At 32.6% G+C, this 18,685-nt stretch carries 15 protein-coding genes; 8 read left to right on the forward strand and 7 right to left on the reverse strand.

What is annotated here, in order from left to right; translation table 11 throughout:
• Positions 1-88 precede the first annotated feature (88 nt).
• Entirely contained in the window at positions 89-262 is a 174-nt protein-coding gene (locus E9099_RS19270) for a hypothetical protein (protein WP_168800761.1), read from the forward strand.
• Between the two features lie 156 nt (positions 263-418).
• Here E9099_RS19270 and E9099_RS15255 read toward each other — a convergent pair whose 3' ends face one another.
• From E9099_RS15255 to prfB, 4 genes are all read right to left on the reverse strand, one after another.
• Positions 419-2,839 carry an outer membrane beta-barrel family protein gene (locus tag E9099_RS15255; protein ID WP_136584396.1) on the reverse strand — a complete coding sequence of 807 codons (2,421 nt, stop codon included), beginning with the start codon at positions 2,837-2,839 and terminating at the stop codon, positions 419-421.
• Positions 2,840-2,927: 88 nt separating this feature from the next.
• Positions 2,928-3,305 carry an ArsC/Spx/MgsR family protein gene (locus tag E9099_RS15260; RefSeq protein ID WP_136584397.1) on the reverse strand — a complete coding sequence of 126 codons (378 nt, stop codon included), beginning with the start codon at positions 3,303-3,305 and terminating at the stop codon, positions 2,928-2,930.
• Between the two features lie 42 nt (positions 3,306-3,347).
• Positions 3,348-3,689 (reverse strand): arsenate reductase (glutaredoxin), encoded by a 342-nt coding sequence (gene arsC / locus E9099_RS15265; RefSeq protein ID WP_136584398.1) that lies wholly within the window; start codon positions 3,687-3,689, stop codon positions 3,348-3,350.
• 5 nt (positions 3,690-3,694) lie between these two features.
• Positions 3,695-4,805, reverse strand: a protein-coding gene (gene prfB, locus E9099_RS15270; protein ID WP_136584399.1) for a peptide chain release factor 2 whose coding sequence is annotated in 2 segments (ribosomal slippage) — positions 3,695-4,741 and positions 4,743-4,805 — 1,110 coding nt in all. Because the reading frame shifts where the segments join, the coding sequence is not laid out codon by codon here.
• Positions 4,806-4,906: 101 nt separating this feature from the next.
• On the opposite strand from prfB, the gene E9099_RS15275 reads away from it, so the two are divergent.
• Positions 4,907-5,926: a threonine aldolase family protein gene (locus E9099_RS15275; RefSeq protein WP_136584400.1), complete on the forward strand. Its 1,020-nt coding sequence runs from the start codon at positions 4,907-4,909 to the stop codon at positions 5,924-5,926.
• A gap of 209 nt (positions 5,927-6,135) precedes the next feature.
• Positions 6,136-8,367 carry an OmpA family protein gene (locus E9099_RS19700; RefSeq protein WP_136584401.1) on the forward strand — a complete coding sequence of 744 codons (2,232 nt, stop codon included), beginning with the start codon at positions 6,136-6,138 and terminating at the stop codon, positions 8,365-8,367.
• A gap of 72 nt (positions 8,368-8,439) precedes the next feature.
• Here the strand turns inward: E9099_RS19700 and E9099_RS15285 are convergent, their stop codons facing one another.
• Positions 8,440-8,760, reverse strand: coding sequence for a YbaB/EbfC family nucleoid-associated protein (locus E9099_RS15285; RefSeq protein WP_136584402.1), 321 nt, complete (start codon positions 8,758-8,760; stop codon positions 8,440-8,442).
• A 72-nt stretch (positions 8,761-8,832) separates the two neighbouring features.
• Between E9099_RS15285 and E9099_RS15290 the strand changes: the two genes are divergently transcribed.
• The 3 genes from E9099_RS15290 to E9099_RS15300 all read left to right on the forward strand — a co-directional run bounded on the left by E9099_RS15290 (position 8,833) and on the right by E9099_RS15300 (position 13,524).
• A complete protein-coding gene (locus tag E9099_RS15290; protein ID WP_136584403.1) occupies positions 8,833-10,965 on the forward strand; it encodes a S9 family peptidase in 2,133 nt (710 codons plus the stop codon).
• 73 nt (positions 10,966-11,038) lie between these two features.
• Complete coding sequence (locus E9099_RS15295) at positions 11,039-12,079, forward strand: PLP-dependent cysteine synthase family protein (protein WP_136584404.1); 1,041 nt, start codon at positions 11,039-11,041, stop codon at positions 12,077-12,079.
• A gap of 185 nt (positions 12,080-12,264) precedes the next feature.
• On the forward strand, positions 12,265-13,524 hold the full coding sequence (locus E9099_RS15300) for an aminotransferase class I/II-fold pyridoxal phosphate-dependent enzyme (protein ID WP_136584405.1): 1,260 nt from the start codon (positions 12,265-12,267) through the stop codon (positions 13,522-13,524).
• Positions 13,525-13,646: 122 nt separating this feature from the next.
• On the opposite strand, the gene E9099_RS15305 is transcribed toward E9099_RS15300, so the two are convergent.
• The gene (locus E9099_RS15305) at positions 13,647-14,768 is read right to left on the reverse strand and encodes a GTP cyclohydrolase (RefSeq protein WP_136584406.1); all 1,122 of its coding nucleotides are present in this window, start codon (positions 14,766-14,768) and stop codon (positions 13,647-13,649) included.
• Positions 14,769-14,782: 14 nt separating this feature from the next.
• Entirely contained in the window at positions 14,783-15,841 is a 1,059-nt protein-coding gene (locus E9099_RS15310) for a transporter (protein ID WP_136584407.1), read from the reverse strand.
• Positions 15,842-15,959: 118 nt separating this feature from the next.
• Here E9099_RS15310 and E9099_RS15315 point away from each other — a divergent pair, with 118 nt between their 5' ends.
• Positions 15,960-16,211, forward strand: a complete 252-nt coding sequence (locus tag E9099_RS15315; protein ID WP_136584408.1) for a DUF4834 family protein — start codon at positions 15,960-15,962, stop codon at positions 16,209-16,211.
• 30 nt (positions 16,212-16,241) lie between these two features.
• A complete protein-coding gene (locus E9099_RS15320) occupies positions 16,242-18,680 on the forward strand; it encodes a YfhO family protein (protein WP_136584409.1) in 2,439 nt (812 codons plus the stop codon).
• The last annotated feature ends 5 nt before the right edge of the window (positions 18,681-18,685 follow it).

Raw genomic sequence — 18,685 nt, forward strand, 5'->3', positions numbered from 1 at the left:
GTCTGTTAATAAAATTTAACTTTGTATTGGATAAAAAACAACTTTACTTTATCTTTGCTGTAATAATAAACAAGAAATTAAACACGTTATGTTCGAATTTGACCAATATTTAGGCTTTTTAGCATTTTTAACTATCTTAACCATAGGGTTTTGGTTAATGATTTTTTTAATCACTTTTGTTATTCCTTATTGGATTGGAGGAAGTGTAATTGAACGTTTAAACGAAATTAAAGACGAGAAAAAAGCTAAGCATTCAGCATAAGCTTTAAAAATATATTTTAGAAAAAGGGATATTCGTAAGAATATCCCTTTTTTTGTATTTATCATTACCAATTTTAAAACTTATATTAGAAAAGAAAAAGGTGCTAGTAAATCAAATTACTAACACCTTTATTTTTATTTATTGAAGTTGATAACTCTATCCTTCAAAATCTTCATTACCGCCAAAATCACCACGTTGCGTGCGTTTCTTTTTCTGGTTAAATCTATAAGTAAAGGCTAGATTAAAACTGCGTTCTCTCCATTGAAACTCGCTATAAGCATTGTAAGTTGGAGTAGTAGTCGTTTGTTGTCTTTTTCTACTATTAAATAAATCGTTTACATTAAAAGCTAATGAAGCTCTATCTCCAAATATATCCTTACTTAAAGCCATAGTTGTTGTAAATATACCTTCAGACTTATTTTGAGCATCTTCACTAGGTCCTCTATAATTTAAGTTGGTTTGCCAATCAATTTCTCCTGGTAAAGTGTATTTGTTATTTAATCTAGCAAACCAGCTTGTATTTGTATTGTCTAAAGACAAGCCATTAGGTGTATCTCCTTTAGTGTCATTTTGAAAAAAGTTAAAGTTTCCGTTTACTCTCCATTTTTTTGAAGGGCTATAAGTCAGAGTAAATTCAAAACCATATCGGTCCTCTGTTGCTAAATTAATAGGCGTACGTTGAATTATAGGTAATTCTTCTCCGTTAACTAAAGCAGTATCTCCAGTATCAAAACTAACATAGTTAAATGCATCTGTTGCGTGAGAATAATATAAAGACGAGTTAAATGTTAATTTCCCAAAACGCTTTAAGTATCCTAAATCAAATTGTCCAGAGTAACTAGGGTTTAAGTTAGGATTACCTTGGAAGTAGTTAGTAACACTAGATCTTGACGGGAATGGGTTTAAAAAGAACCCTCTAGGACGACGCAAACGTCTTGCATAACCTAAAGTTACATTTTCTCTATCAGAGATTTCATAACTTAAATTTACAGTTGGGAATAACCCGGTAAAATTTCTTTTGTTATGCTCTCCAGTAGTAGGTTGATCTATTGTAAGTTGTGTGTTTTCTAAACGTAAACCTAACAAGAATGAAAACTCGCCAAATTTACTTCCAAATTGACTGTAAACTGCATTTAAATATTCTCTAAAATTTAAAACGTTAGATAGGTCAGTACTAAGTTCAAACTGGTTTGTATCTGGGTCTAAAAATTGTACTTCAAAGTCTGTTGCTGTGGTATTAAAATTACCTCTGTATCCTGCTTCAAATTGGCTGTTTTCTCCTATTGGCAATACATAGTCGGTTTGTAATAAAATCTGTCTTTGTTTCTCTAAAGTATGGACATTTTCTGTTGCTATAGAGTTAACGTTAACTAAAGAGTTTTCATTTTCCGTATTTTCTTCATATTGAAAATCAAATGTTAATACGTGACCACTATCACTAAAGTTTTTTTGAAAATTTAAAGCATATTGTATGGTTTTATCATCTTCTATTTCTGGGTCATAACGTTCCGTTGTAGATAATAAATTTCTGTTAGAATCATATTGATTTAAAAGATTAGTCGTATTGTTTTCATTATTACCATCTCTGTATAAAAATGAAGTTGTAAGTGACGCTGAGTCGTTAACATACCACTCTAGACCTAAATTCGTAGTCAACCCTTTTCTAATACGATCAAAGTCATTTGTTTCATCTAAAAAATCACCATCAGATATATATTGTGTGGAAGAGAAGGAGTTACCTGGTGCTTCTCTATAGCTATAGCCTGTGGTGCTAAAGATGTTTAAATCACCAGTTCTGTAATTAATATTTCCATTTATTCCTGCAGAAGGATTGTATCCAACATTAGTTGTTATCGCACCGTTTAAACCTTCTAATTTACTACGTTTTAGTATAATGTTTAATATACCAGCAGTTCCTTCAGATTCATATCTAGCAGAAGGAGAGGTGATAACTTCTACTTTTTCTATTGATTCTGCAGGTAATTGTCTTAAGGCTTCAGTCGAATTTAAACCAACTAAACCCGACGGTTTTCCGTTAATTAAAATACGAACATTGTCATTACCACGTAAAGCCACATTACCTTCAACATCGACTGAAACCGAAGGAACATTATCTAAAACATCACTAACAGTTCCACCTCTTACGGTTAAATCTTTTCCAACATTATATATTTTTTTATCAAGTCTAATTTCTACAGTTGTTTTTTCTGCAACAATTTCGATTTCGTCTAAAGCTTCAAAATCTAAAGCTAAATATTGCGTTTTAAAATTCTCGTTTTTCATTACAGACTTATTGGCTATAACTTCTGTTTTAAAGCCGATGTATTCAAAACTAACCGTGTAAGTCCCTGTTTTTACTTCTATTGAATAATTCCCATTCCGATCTGTAATTCCTCCGGAAACATCTGTAGGGCTTTTTGCATTTTTAAAAACTACAGTAGCATATTCTAAAGGTGCATTTGTGTCTTTTTCTAGGATTTTACCTGTTATGGTTACTGTTTTTGAAGATGCATTTTGCGCAAATGAAGCATTACATGCTAGAACGAGTAAGCAAAAGGTAATAATATTTTTTGTCATAAAAATTTTGGTTTCTGATATGACAACAAAAGTACCGATAGGTTTAAACGGGATTGGTTAAAGCTTTGTTAAATAAAAAAAGCTTCATTTATAATGAAGCTTTGTGTTGTGGTTTTATGTTAAAGATACGTTTAATGGGGTCTCCAATGACTGCTTTTTCGCCATTAATAACAATAGGGCGTTCAATAATATCTTGATACTCTATCATGACATCTATTAGACTGTCGTCACTAAATTCGTGACCATCGTCTTCTAAATGTTTGAAATTGTCTTTCCAAGTTTTATTGTCTGTTCTAATCAACTCAATGGGTTTTATGTTAAGAAGATTAATTATTTTGGTAAGCTTTATTTTGTCTAAAGGTTTGTCTTGGTACTTAATAAGTTGTTGGTCGTTTTTGTGTGTTTCTAATATTTCAAGGCAAGCATTTGAGTTTGTAGACTCAGGGTTGTGATATATTATTATCATTAGTTTAAGGGAAATTGGTTGCTATTAATTAATTTATATATACTAAAGTATTGTTTTTATAAGCTCAGTTGGCCTACCTATTACAGCTTTGTTTTTATTGGTAACAATTGGTCTTTCAATTAGCTTAGGGGTAGCAACTAAAGCTTCAATTATTTGTGTGTCTGTAAGTGTTTTATTTTTATGATTTTCTTTCCAAATAGCTTCGTTTTTTCTAACTAGCTCTATTGGTTTTATATTTAGAAGGGTTAACAATGTTGTTAGTTCTTTCTTAGATAAAGGGTTGTCTAGGTATTTGATGACTTCAAATTCCTGATGAGACTCTTCTAAAAGTTGTAGGCCTTGTCTAGACTTGCTACATCTTGGATTGTGATATATTTTGATCATTTTTTTTATAAACTTTGGTTGTCAGTTTCCTGTTGGCCCATCATCATTAGGTAGGCTTTTAAAAAGGGTTCAATAGTACCATCTAAAACGGCATCTACATTTCCAGTTTCATGTCCGCTTCGGACGTCTTTTATTAATTTATAAGGATGCAATACGTAATTCCGGATTTGACTTCCCCATTCAATTTTCATTTTACCAGCTTCAATATCTTCACGTTGTGCTAATTGTTTTTGTAGCTCAATTTCATATAATTGTGATTTCAGCATTTGCATTGCTCTTGATCTGTTATCATGTTGGGACCGTGTTTCTGAGCAAGAAATCTGTATACCTGATGGCTTATGTGTTAATTGTACTTTAGTTTCTACTTTATTTACATTTTGTCCACCAGCACCACTTGATCGTGCCGTTACAATATCTATATCAGCAGGATTGATGTCGATTTCAATAGTGTCATCCACTAGCGGGTAAACATATACAGAGGCAAAACTAGTATGTCGTTTGGCATTACTGTCAAAAGGGGAGATGCGTACCAATCTATGGACTCCGTTTTCGCCTTTTAACCAACCAAAAGCATATTCGCCTTCAATCTCTAATGTTACCGTTTTAATTCCAGTAACATCACCTTCTTGAAAGTTAAGCTCTTTGACTTTAAATCCATTTTTTTCTGCATACATTAAATACATTCGCATTAACATATTTGCCCAATCACAACTTTCTGTACCACCAGCACCAGCAGTAATTTGAAGTACAGCACTTAGACTGTCACCTTCTTCAGATAGCATATTTCTAAATTCAAGATCTTCAATTAAGGATAGTGCTTTATCGTAACGGTTTTCAACATCTGTTAAAGTCGCTTCCTCTTCCTTAAAAAATTCGTAGATAACTTCTAAATCTTCAATAAATATTTTAGACTGGTTGTAATCGTTTATCCATTTTTTCTTCTCTCTAATGGATTTCATTACTAATTCAGCACTTTTAGAGTCGCTCCAAAAATTAGGATCAAACGTTTGCTCTTCCTCATTTTGAAGGGCAATTAGCTTAGCATCAATGTCAAAGATATTGCCTTAGCGATGTAAGGCGTGTATTAAGATCTTTTATATTTTCTGAAGTGATCATATTTATATTTTGGTTTGTAACAAAAATAGAATTATTACTATCATTTAAAAATATTTGCCAACTTTTTTTAATAATTTTATACTGTTCAAAAAAGATAAAAAATGATTATAGATTTAAGAAGTGATACCGTAACAAAGCCAAGTGCAGACATGATGGAGGCCATGATGAGTGCTCAAATTGGTGATGATGTTTATAAAGAAGATCCAACTATTAATGCTTTGGAAACTAAAGTGGCCGAAATGTTTGGTAAATCTCATGCTTTATTTTTTCCTAGTGGTACGATGGCCAATCAAACAGCGCTTAAATTGCATACTAATCCAGGAGAACAGGTTATTTGCGATAAATATGCGCACATATATAATTATGAAGGGGGTGGTGCTTCTTTTAATAGTGGTATATCATGTAATTTACTAGACGGACATAGAGGTATGTTTACTGCCGAACAAGTTATTGAAGCTATAAACCCTCCAGAGTTTTATCATAGTCCATTAACAACATTAGTAGAAATAGAAAATACGACTAATAAAGGAGGAGGGGCCTGTTGGGATTTTAACGAGATATTAAAAATTAAAGACGTTTGTAAAGCTAATGGATTAGGATTTCATTTAGATGGCGCTCGACTTTGGAATGCACTAGTGGAAAAAAACGAAACACCTAAACAGTATGGAGAAGCATTTGATACTATATCTGTTTGTTTAAGCAAAGGATTAGGATGTCCGATTGGCTCTGTTTTAGTTGGTGATGAAACAATAATGAAAAATGCCATGAGAATTAGAAAAATATTTGGAGGAGGCATGCGTCAAGGCGGTTTTTTAGCAGCAGCGGGATTATTTGCTTTAGAAAATAATATTGAAAGATTATCAAAGGATCATAAAAAGGCACGAGAATTAGCCGAGGTTTTAAATCATTCTAATTTTGTCAAAGTAGTAGAACCTGTAGAAACTAATATCGTCATATTTGAGCTTAATGAAAAATATACAGAAAAACAATTTTTAGAGCTGCTTTTTGCTAAAAATATAAAAATAATTGGAATGGGAAGTAATAAGCTTAGGCTAGTAACTCACTCTAATTATGTTGAAAATCAACATGATAGCGTTCTTTGTTTTTTGAAAAACTTGTAGTTTTTATCAATTTCATTTTAGTTTAATTTAAAATATAGAATTTTCCTACGTTACTCAACGGAAATTTAACACAGTTGGTCGAAATGTTAACGTAACTTTAAGAATAATTACAGAAAAGAATGGGTTATGTCTAATTTTGTAAGAACTTAGAGAACAGTCGTTGTTGTCTCGGCTATGTAATTAATAATTAACAATTTAAATTAACGAAAATGAAAAAAGTATTACTAACAATTTTATCTTTTGTAGTCTGCTCAGCAGTTTTTGCACAAGATTTACCTACAAATCCTGAGCCAGGGAAATGTTATGTACGTTGTGTAACACCTGATGTTTGGGTAAACCAAGATATTACAGTTCAGGTTGCACCTGCTTACAAGAAATTAAGCGTGGTTCCTGCGCAGTACAGAACAGAGAACGAAGTAGTGGTAACGCAATCAGCTGGTCAAGAGCTATCAGTTGTACCTGCACAATATGAGACACAAAATTTTGAAGTTGTTACTCAAGGTGCTGCACAGAGATTAGAGAAAGTAGCTGGATCTACGGATGTAACGACTGAGGAGATGGAAATTCAACCATCTTACCAAGTATTATCAGTTGTTCCTGCTAAATACGCTAACGAAAATTTTGATATTGTATCTGCAGAACCGGGACAAACTTTATCAGTAGTTCCTGCAAAATTAGGATCTGAAAGTTTTGAAGTTGTAGTACAAGAAGCTGGTCAACGTTTAGAGTTAGTGCCTGCGCAATACGAAAATAGAACAGAAACAGTATTAGTACAAGCTGCTTATACTAAACTACAAACTGTTCCTGCAAAATATGAAACTAGAACTGAAACTGTAGTGGTACAATCTGCTGGTCAACGTTTAGAAGTTGTACCTGCAAAATGGGCAACTGAAAATGTAACAGTATTAGTACAACCTGCGTCTTCTAGATTAGACTTAGTAGCTGCAAAATATGGTACTGAAAATGTAGAAGTTGTTGTAAAAGAAGCATCTCAACGTTTAGAAGTTATTCCTGCAAAATGGGGTAATGAAACATTATCTTATAAGAAACAAGAATTTGGTTCTACTTTATCAGTAGTACCAGCTAAGTTTACTCCTGGTTACCAAACTATCGAGATTAAGCCAGCTACTGCTAAATGGGGTATGAGTGATACACCTGCTGCTGACTGTGCTTCAAGTGATCCTAACGATTGTAGATACTGGTGTTACAAAAATGTACCATCTCAAAACATTACAATTACTACTACCGAGTTAGCTTCTGATGCTCAAGTAATGACTAAGCCAGGATGTGATCAAGGAACAAATAATGCTTCTGATTGTGGTATGGGTACTTATACAAGACGTGTTGTTCAAACTCCAGCTACAACTAGAGTTATTGATATTCCTGCTGTAACTAAAACAGTTAAGAAAACTGTAATGACTACGCCTCCTACATCTAGAACAATCATAATTCCTTCTGTAAACAAAACAATCAAGAAAACAGTATTAGTATCTCCAGCGACAACTAAAGTTATTGATATTCCTGCTGTAACTAAAGATGTAACAAGAAGAGTTATGGTTACACCTCCAACAACAAGAGTTGTAGATGTACCTGCTGTAACTAAAGAAGTTACTAGATCAGTTATGGTTACGCCTCCAACAACAAGAGTTATTACAATTCCTGCTGTAACAAAAACAATGACACGTACAGTTTTATTAGAACCAGCGACTACTAGAGTTTCTGAAATTCCTGCTGTAACTAAAACGATGAAGCGTACTGTAATGGCAACACCGCCTACAACAACAGCTACTGATGTTCCTTCTAAGTCAACCACAATTAGAAAAACTAACATAACTCCAGAAACGACTACTGTTATAGCTATTCCTGCTGTAAGTACGACAATGAAGCGTACAGTTATGAGTACACCTCCTACAACAAGAGTTCTTGAAGTTGCTCAAAAGACAGCGACTTTAAAGCGTACTGTTTTAGCTAGCGATGCTAGAGTAGAAGAGTCTACTGTTCCTGCTGTTAACAAAACAGTAACTAAAGAAGTATTACAGAAAAAAGGTGGTTTAACGACTTGGACTGAAGTTGATTGTAAAATCGTTGAATATAACGACTTAAACATAAACTGGAATTTAGGTTCTGCATCTTTAACTGCAGCTGCTAAATCTGAGATTGATGCTCAATTAGTAACAATATTAGCTGAGGGTGTATCTGTAGAGATCGCATCTCATACGGATTCAAGAGGTTCTAAAGCATCTAACAGATCTTTATCAGAAAGAAGAGCTCAGGCTGTAACTAACTACTTAATCTCTAAAGGAATCAATTCTTCAAGAATTGTATCTAATGGATATGGTGAGTCTAGATTAACAAACAGATGTTCTGATGGTGTGTCTTGTACAGAAAGAGAGCACTTAGCAAACAGACGTACTCAATTTAGAGTTATCAATGCTAACTAATTAGTATCTACTTTTTACATAAAAAAAAGGAAGCCAATTTGGCTTCCTTTTTTATTTATATAGGGTTTAGTTTTAAAACATATCCATTCCTGGTATGTTAGGCATGCCCTCTTTAGTAACAGCAGCTATTTCCGTATCATTAATTTCAGTTGCTCTTGTTATAGCTTTATTAAGTGTTAGAATCAGATAATCTTCTAATTGTTCTTTATCATTTAATAATTCGTCATTAATATTAATCGCTTTTATTTCTCGATTAGCCGTTATTGTTATTTGTAATAGATCATCAGTACTGCTTTGATCTATTAAAACCGTATCTAATCTTTTTTTAGTTGCTTCTACCTTTTGTTGGGTTTCTTTTAATTTCCCCATCATACCTTGTAAGTCTCCAAACATTTCTTTGATTTTTTTAATTTGTAGGTGCGAATTTATTAAATTGATTTTTTATAACTTAAAAAAAAATTAAATATGAAAAAACTGTTTTTGATAATTATATTAAGTTTTACATTTGTGGTATCCTGTAATAAAGAAAAAAGAATGACTAAAACTAAGATATTACCTCCTGTAGCTAAAAAAGTAAAAAAAGAATTAACAATACATGAGGATACTAGAATAGATAATTACTATTGGTTAAATAAAAGAGAAGACCAAGAGGTTTTAGACTATCTAAATGCAGAAAACACTTATACAGAATCTGTTTTAAAACATACAGAACCTTTTCAAAAGTCTCTTTTTGATGAAATGAAATCCAGAATTAAGGAAGACGATCAAAGTGTACCATACAAACAAAATGGGTATTGGTATATTACTAAATTTGAAGAAGGTAAGGATTATCCTATTTACACCCGAAAAAAAGAGAGTTTAGATGCTGAAGAAGAAATTATGTTTGACTGTAACATAATGGCAGAAGGATTTAGTTACTTTAAATTAGGTGGTATTTCTATCAGCACTGATAACACATTAGCAGCCTATGCTGTTGATACAGTAAGTAGAAGACAATATACTATTTATGTAAAAAATCTTATTACAGGTGAAATTTATACCGATAAGATTGAAAACACATCTGGTGGTGCAACATGGGCTAATGATAACAAAACGTTGTTTTATAGTAAAAAGGATGAAGTGACCTTACGTTCTGATAAAATTTACAAACATAAATTAGGAAATCAAGCTTCAGATGATGTTTTGATTTTTAATGAAAAAGATGAGACTTTCAATACTTACGTTTATAAAACAAAATCTAAAAAGTATTTAGTTATAGGAAGTTCTAGTACCTTAACGACAGAATATAGCATTTTAGAAGCGGATACTCCAGATGGTGAGTTTAGGTTGTTTAATGCACGTACACGTGATTTAGAATATTCGATAGCGCATTTTGAGGATAATTTTTATGTCATCACTAATAAAGATGGCGCGACTAATTTTAAACTTCAAAAAACGAGTGAGTCTGCTACAACTAGTGATAACTGGGTAGACGTGTTACCACATAGAACAGATGTTTTATTGGAAGATATTGAGATTTTTAAAGACTATTTAGTCGTTAGTGAGAGAGAAAATGGATTAAACCAACTTCGTATTATAAGTTGGAATGGGAAGGAAGATTACTATTTGGATTTTGAAAATGAGACGTACACTGCGCAAATAGGTAATAATCCTGATTTTGATAGCGAAATTTTACGTTATGGTTTCAACTCATTAACCACACCAAGTTCTGTAATTGATTATAATTTCATTACAAAGACAAAAACGGTCAAGAAAGAGCAGGAAGTCCTTGATAAAAATTTTAATAAAGATAATTATACGTCAAAACGTCTTTGGGCCACCGCTAGAGATGGTGAGAAAATCCCCATGTCTGTAGTGTATAGAAAAGACATTAAACTAAATGGCGAAAACCCAGTTTTACAATACGCGTATGGGTCTTATGGAGCGACAATAGATCCTTATTTTTCGACAATAAGACTAAGTCTGTTGGATAGAGGCTTTATTTATGTGATTTCTCATATTAGAGGTAGTGAGTATTTGGGAAGACCTTGGTATGAAAATGGAAAGCTTCTGACCAAGAAAAATACATTTACAGATTTTGTTGACTGCTCAAAGTATTTAATAGAAAACCATTACACGTCTAGCAATCATCTTTATGCGATGGGAGGAAGTGCAGGAGGCTTATTAATGGGGGCAATAATTAATATGAATCCAGAATTGTATAATGGCGTTATTGCTGCGGTGCCTTTTGTTGATGTTGTAACAACGATGTTAGACGATTCTATTCCTTTGACAACAGGGGAGTATGACGAATGGGGGAATCCTAATGAAGCAACGTATTACAATTATATGAAATCATATTCACCTTATGATAATATAGAAGCTAAGGCTTATCCCAATTTATTAGTAACAACAGGGCTGCATGATTCGCAAGTTCAATATTGGGAACCAGCAAAATGGGTAGCAAAACTAAGAGAATTAAAAATAGACACTAATTTATTGCTGCTAAAAACAGATATGGAAGCGGGTCATGGTGGTGCCTCAGGACGTTTTGAAGCGTTAAAAGAAGTGGCTTTAGAATATGCTTTTATATTTGATTTGGAAGGAATAAATAAATAATCAAAAAAAATGCTTATTTTTGCACGGTTTGATTTTTAAAATCAGAAAAATAAGTAGCTTTTAAATAGCATTTATGGAACAAAAAAAACAAGTTTTTGATAACGTATTAGACTTAATTGGAAATACGCCGATGATAAAACTAAAAAAAATGACATCAGAGTTTAAAGGAAGTTATCTAGCAAAGGTAGAGGCTTTTAATCCTGGTCACTCTTCAAAAGACAGAATTGCACTTTATATTATTGAGCAAGCTGAAAAACAAGGAATTCTTAAACCTGGTGACACGATAATTGAAACGACTTCTGGTAATACAGGATTTAGTATTGCAATGGTTAGTGTTATAAAAGGTTATGATTGTATTTTAGCTGTAAGTTCTAAATCGTCAGCAGACAAGATTGATATGTTGAAAAACATGGGCGCTAAAGTTTACGTTTGTCCTGCAAATGTAAGCGCAGATGATCCAAGAAGTTATTATCAAGTTGCAAAACGTTTACATGACGAGATTAAAGGTTCGGTTTATATTAACCAATACTTCAATAAATTAAATATAGAGGCACATTACCATTCTACAGGTCCAGAAATATGGAATCAAACAGAAGGTAAGATCACACATTTAGTCGCTTGTAGTGGTACAGGGGGTACTATATCAGGTACTGCAAAATACTTAAAGGAGCAAAATCCAAATATCAAAGTTATTGGTGTGGATGCCTTTGGTTCTGTATTAAAAAAATATCACGAGACTAGAGAGTTTGACGAAAAAGAGATTTATCCATACAGAATTGAAGGTTTAGGTAAAAATTTAATACCTACAGCTACAGATTTTGATAGTATAGATGAGTTTATTAAAGTCTCTGACGAAGAAAGTGCGCATACGGCAAGAGAAATAGCACAAACAGAAGGTTTGTTTGTTGGTTATACTTCTGGAGCTGCTATGCAAGCTTTAAAACAATTAAATGAATTGGGTAAATTTAAGGACTCAGATAACATTGTAGTTATTTTTCCTGACCATGGATCAAGATATATGAGTAAGATATATAGTGATAAATGGATGAGTGATCAAGGCTTTTTTGATAGCAAAAATGCTGAGGCAGCTCAGAGTATTCAATATATAAAGTAATAAGTACTAAATAAGTATGAAAAAAGTTAACTTTAATATCATTAAAGTTAACTTTTTTGTTAATAACAGATAGGGTATTTATTATGCATGTATAATAAAAAAGCCTAATTTTGTATTATCTAACTAAATTTTAATAGCTTAAGTTAATTATTTTGCAAATAATGACTTAAAAATCGCGTTTTACAATGAAAGATTTATTTGAAAAAATATACAAGGATAAAGGACCACTAGGTAAATGGGCTGCGCAAGCAGAAGGTTATTTTGTGTTTCCTAAATTAGAAGGGGAAATTTCTAACCGTATGAAATTTCAAGGAAAAGATGTAATTACTTGGAGTATTAACGATTACTTAGGATTAGCAAATCATCCTGAAGTACGTAAAGTTGATGCTGAAGCAGCTGCACAATATGGTTCTGCTTACCCGATGGGAGCACGTATGATGTCTGGTCACACAGAATTACACGAGCAATTACAAAATGAATTAGCTGAGTTTGTTCAAAAAGAAGCGGCTTACTTATTAAATTTTGGTTACCAAGGGATGGTGTCTACAGTAGATGCTTTAGTAAGTAAAGATGATATTATTGTATATGATGTTGATGCACATGCGTGTATTATTGATGGTGTAAGATTACATCACGGTAAGCGTTTTACGTACAAGCACAACGACATGGAAAGTTTAGAGAAAAACTTAGAACGTGCGACGAAAATGGCAATGACAACAGGAGGAGGAATCTTAGTGATCTCGGAAGGTGTTTTTGGTATGAGAGGAGAGCAAGGACGTTTAAAAGAAATCGTTGCTTTAAAAGAAAAATTTAACTTTAGGTTATTTGTTGATGATGCTCATGGTTTTGGGACATTAGGTAAGACAGGAGCAGGAGCAGGAGAAGAGCAAGGTGTGCAAGATGATATAGATGTCTATTTTGCAACTTTTGCAAAATCTTTAGCTAGTACAGGTGCTTTTATTGCTGCTGATCAAGAAATTATAGATTATTTAAAATATAATTTACGTTCTCAAATGTTTGCTAAATCATTGCAAATGCAATTGGTAGTTGGGGCATTAAAACGTTTAGATATGTTACGTACAATGCCTGAGTTAAAACAAAACTTATGGAAAATTGTAGATGCATTACAATCAGGTCTTAAATCGCGAGGTTTTGATATTGGAACAACACAAAGTTGTGTCACTCCAGTATACTTAAACGGAAGTATTCCGGAAGCGATGGCTTTAGTTAGAGACTTAAGAGAAAATCATGGAATATTCTGTTCTATTGTAGTATATCCCGTAATTCCAAAAGGATTAATTCTATTAAGAATGATTCCTACGGCAACACACACATTACAGGATGTTACAGAAACGTTGGATGCATTTGAAGCTATTAGAGAGCGTTTAGAAAATGGAACTTACAAACGTATGTCTGCTGCTTTAATTAAAGCAATGGGAGAATAGGTTTATATATAAATCATAAAAAAATCCGATTCATTTTGAATCGGATTTTTTTGTTTAATTAATTTTTTATCGAATGCAATACTAAATATAATGGTCGTGTTTTAAACGATTATAAAACTTATTTAGTCTAAGTTCTTTTTAAAGGTACAACGTCTAATATAAACTTCTGGATCAAAGTGTTTCCATATTTTATGTATTGCTTCGTTATCTTCTAATTCTGGAGTTCTGTAACAGGTTTTAATACCTTTTTGAATAAATGTATTGTAGTATTCGTTAAATATAACGGCATGCACTCCTTTGTTTTGGTAATCAGGATGTACTCCAATTAAGTAAAACATCACATCTTTACTTTCTTTTTTAGCTTTCAATAATTTTATAAATCCAAAAGGTAATAGTTTCCCATTCATTTGTTTTAATGCGTCAGCAAATCGTGGCATAACCACAGCAAAAGCGACAAGTTTATTATCTTTGTCCACAACAAATTTGATGTATTCTGGATTGATAAAACTTATAAATTTCTTTTTAAAATACTCTTTTTGTATGTCTGTAATAGCAACAAAAGAAGATAGAGAGGCATAGCTATCGTTAAATAAATCAAACATTTGATCTACATAAGGCATAACTTGAGACGTTTTTTTTAAGTCTAAAGCTTTAAGTTGGTAGCGACGTTTAATTAGTTCTTGTGCTTTGTAGAAAAATTCCGGTTTGACATTTTCAAAAGGAAAACGACTTTCAGAATATTTCTTTTCAACAGAAAACTCATGCTCTTGATAGTGTTTAACATAATAAGAATGATTATACCAAGTAATCATGTTACCTACGGTGTTAAATCCTTCTGTTATAACACCTACTTTGTCTAGATTAGAAAATCCAACGGGACCTTCTGTGTATTCTAATCCCTTTGCTTTTCCAATAGTGTATACTTCATTTAAAAGCGCTTTACTGACTTCTAAATCGTCAATAAAATCAAACCATCCAAAGCGCATTTTTTTTATGTTTTGGTCCTTGACTTCTAACCAGTTTATTATTGCTGCGATACGTCCTACAACTTTATTGTCTTTATAAGCTAGGAATAATGTGGCTTCTGCATCATTAAAAATAGGGTTTTTGTCAGCATCAAATGTGGCTAATTCTTGACTGATAATGGGCGGTACCCAATATTTAGAATCCTTATATATTTCAAAAGGAAATTTAACAAATGCTTTGTAATCTGCTTTTGAAACTACTTTTTTTGTTGTAATCATATAAAAAAGAAGGATTAGTTTTCGTCGTCGAAATCAATTTCTTGAGTTTCTTTTTTTCGTTTACCTGAATCTTCAGGAGTATCAGAATCTCCGTCTTTTTTCTTTGTCTTATTTCTGTTGGCTTTTCTTTCGTATTCTTCTAGAACATCAGTTCCATTATCTTTGTCTGCTTCTGGATCTTTATGAAAATCTAAACGATAAGATGCACCAAAATTAACGCCAAAGACAGAAGGGGTGTCCTTAGTATTAAATGTGATTGCCGTATCTAACTGAAAATCCTTATTCCATAAATAGGCACCACCCACTCTAAATAAGTTGTCTGCGTAGTAATCACTTTTGATCCCTTCCGCTTCACCAAAAACAACCCATTGCTCATTAATCGCTTTAGTTAAAGTTAAGATATATTGAAAATCTGAATAGTCAGTACCAATTCTGTCTTTAGCAAAATTCATGACTAAAACATAGCCGCTATTAAAATTGTGTTGTGTAGCAAGCATAACTTTAGGAGAAAATCCACCGTCATAGTTAGGACTTGTTAAAGGATTACTATAAGGAACATAGGTGTTGTTTTCTGCATCATAATTAGCACCAACATAAACTGCAACCGCAGGAATTAAACTACTCCATCTAAATTTGCGATTAGCATGATAGCTAAAGATGTTTGGTTTTTCTTCACCACTTTTTTTATAAGGATCATATACTAGATATTTAGCACCGACAGTTAAATATCTAAAATTAGCACGATCTGTTTCTATAGGAAATGCAGCAGAGCGATTGTCTGTAAACGTGTCATTTTGGTAAGTTCCTTCTATATTTAATTCTAATGGTTCCCATAGCAATCCGTAACGGGCAGCAAAATCAATTCCGAAACCGGAAGCTTCATTTTTTAAGGGCGTATGTTCTTCTTTAACCAAGTAAGGGCCAACTTCAAGCTGCGCTACATTTTTTCCAACAGAAAAAGCACTTCTTGAGACTCCAGGTCTGTTAGAATTTATGACGTCTGTATATTGTGCAGTAGCAGTAAAGCTTACTAAAAGCAGAATATAGTTTAATATTAATTTTGGGTTAAGCATATATTTTTGTTTGAATTCAAATATAAGATTTTATATTTTTTTTAAGTATTTAAAACTTAATTTAAAACTGAAGAATTGTATTTTTGTTAAAGTATTTATAATTTAACAAAATTTACATATGGGTTTATTAAGAACCATCCTTATTATTGTATTAATTTACTACGGATTAAAAATCTTATCTCGTTTGTTTGCGCCTGCACTTTTTAAATATGCAAGTAAAAAAGCATCAGAACGTTTTGGAGGCGCTTTTAATCAACAAAGACAAGAGCCTGCTAAAAAAGAAGGAGAGATATCTATTGATAAAATGCCTAAAAACAAATCTTCAAATAAAAATGTTGGGGAGTATGTAGATTACGAAGAAATTGAGTAATTTTCGACCTCACAGTTTTTAAAGCCATTTATGCAATTTTCTTTTAAAAAAATCTTACCACATATTTTAGTATTGGTAGGGTTCATCATTTGTTCTATAGCCTATTTTAGCCCTGTCTTACAAGGGAAAGTCATTTATCAAAGTGATATTGTTCACTACACTGGTATGGCTAAACAACAAAAAGATTTCAAAACCAAGACAGGTGAAGAAACGTATTGGACCAATAGTGCTTTTGGCGGAATGCCAACCTATCAATTAGGGGCAAAATATCCACATAACTACATCAAAAAATTAGATTTAGCTTTACGATTTCTGCCAAGACCGGCAGATTACTTGTTTCTTTATTTCTTAGGATTTTATATTTTGCTTTTAGTATTAAAAGTAGATTGGAAATTAGCAGGACTTGGCGCATTGGCCTTTGGTTTTTCCACATACCTTATTATAATCCTTGGTGTGGGGCATAATAGTAAAGCGCATGCTATTGCTTATATGCCTTTAGTGTTAAGTGGAATTTTATTGACCTTTAGGGGTAAATATATTTGGGGTTTTTTACTAACTGCAGTAGCTATGGGATTAGAGTTAGTCGCTAATCACTACCAAATGACTTACTATTTATTACTATTAGTATTGGTTTTAGGTATTGCTTATTTGGTTGATGCCTATCGTAAAAATGTCTTACCACATTTTTTTAAAGCAGTAGGTGTTTTGTCTGCAGCAGTGCTGTTAGCTATAGGTTTAAATGCAACTAATATATTAGCCACCCAAGATTATGTTAAAGAAAGCACACGTGGTAAAAGTGAATTAAACATAAATCCCGATGGCTCTAAAAGAGAGAATAGTAATGGCTTAAGTAAAGCATATATCACAGAATATAGCTACGGAAAATTAGAATCTTTTAATTTGTTTATACCTAGGTTTTTAGGTGGCGGAAGTGGAGAGGATGTTGGTGAAAATTCAGCAGTATACAAATATATAATCGGTGAAGGAGTACCACCTGCAGATGCTAGAGCGTATACAAAAAGCTTACCTACTTATTGGGGGAGTCAAACCATAGTAGAAGCACCTGCTTATATTGGAGCGGTAGTTCTATTTTTATTTGTACTTGGGCTTTTCTTGGTTAAAGGACGCTTAAAATGGTGGTTAGTTGGCGGAACCGTTTTGTCATTATTATTGTCCTATGGAAAAAATCTAGAATTTTTAACGAACTTTTTTATCAATTATGTTCCCTTATATAATAAGTTTAGAGCGGTTAGTTCGATACAAGTTATATTGGAGTTGTGTATTCCTGTATTGGCTGTATTTGCCTTAGTCAGATTATTTAATGATGTGGTTAAAACTGAAGAAAAGCTAAACGCATTAAAATATACAGTATTAATAACAGGAGGACTAGCTATTTTGTTTTTATTGTTTGAAACCATAGGGTTAATTGATTTTGTTGGTGGTGTAGATGGACGTATTAGAGATGCCAATGGACAAGCCTTTCTTGATGCGTTAAGAGAAGATAGAGCAAGTTTATTTACAACAGATACACTTAGGACATTGATATTTGTATTATTAGCTGCAGGTGTGATTTATTTGTTTTTGAAAAACACATTAAATGAAACAAAGGCGATTGTTGTTTTAGGCGTATTGATTGTTTTTGATTTAGTTGGTGTAGATAAACAGTATGTAAATAATGACGATTTTGTATCTAAACTGACAATGGAACGTCCGTACGCTCCTAACAAAGCCGATTTACAAATTTTAACGGATCAATCTAACTATAGAGTTTACGATATTACTTCTGGAGGCGCAAAAGCTAGTTATTTTCATAATGCTTTAGGTGGTTACCATGCGGCAAAACCTAAGCGTTATCAGGATTTATATGAATTTTATATCTCAAAAAATAATATTAATGTATTAAGTATGCTTAACGCGAAATACATTATTGGTGAAGGTGAAGATGGAAAGCCATTTCCTTACGTAAACAATGATGCCAATGGTAATGCTTGGTTTATAAAAAACCTAGAAAAATTAAAATCACCTACAGATGAGATTTTAGCTTTAGAGACTTTAAAAAATAAAGTGACAGCTGTATATTCTAATGGTTTTAAAGAGAAAATGAATGTGCCAAAATCATTTAAAACGGATTCTTTAGCTTCAATAAAGGTTAGCGATTATAAACCTAATTACATTAAATATCAATCTAATAATTCAAATGATGGGTTTGCTGTATTTTCGGAAATGTATTACGGAAGTGGTTGGAACGCCTATATTGATGGTCAAGCTAAGCCGCATTACAAAGTCGATTATGCATTACGTGGTATGGAAATACCAAAAGGAAAGCATACTATCGAGTTTAAATTTGAACCTCAAGTCGTTAAAACAGGGAGTACAATTGCTTTAGCAAGTTCTATATTATTAGGGTTACTTGTACTTGGTGGCTTATTTTTCAGATTTAAAAGTTTGATTATAAACGACAAAGCTTAAGTACA

Origin of the sequence: Psychroserpens sp. NJDZ02 (assembly GCF_004843725.1) — a bacterium.
In the GTDB taxonomy this organism is placed as follows: domain Bacteria; phylum Bacteroidota; class Bacteroidia; order Flavobacteriales; family Flavobacteriaceae; genus Olleya.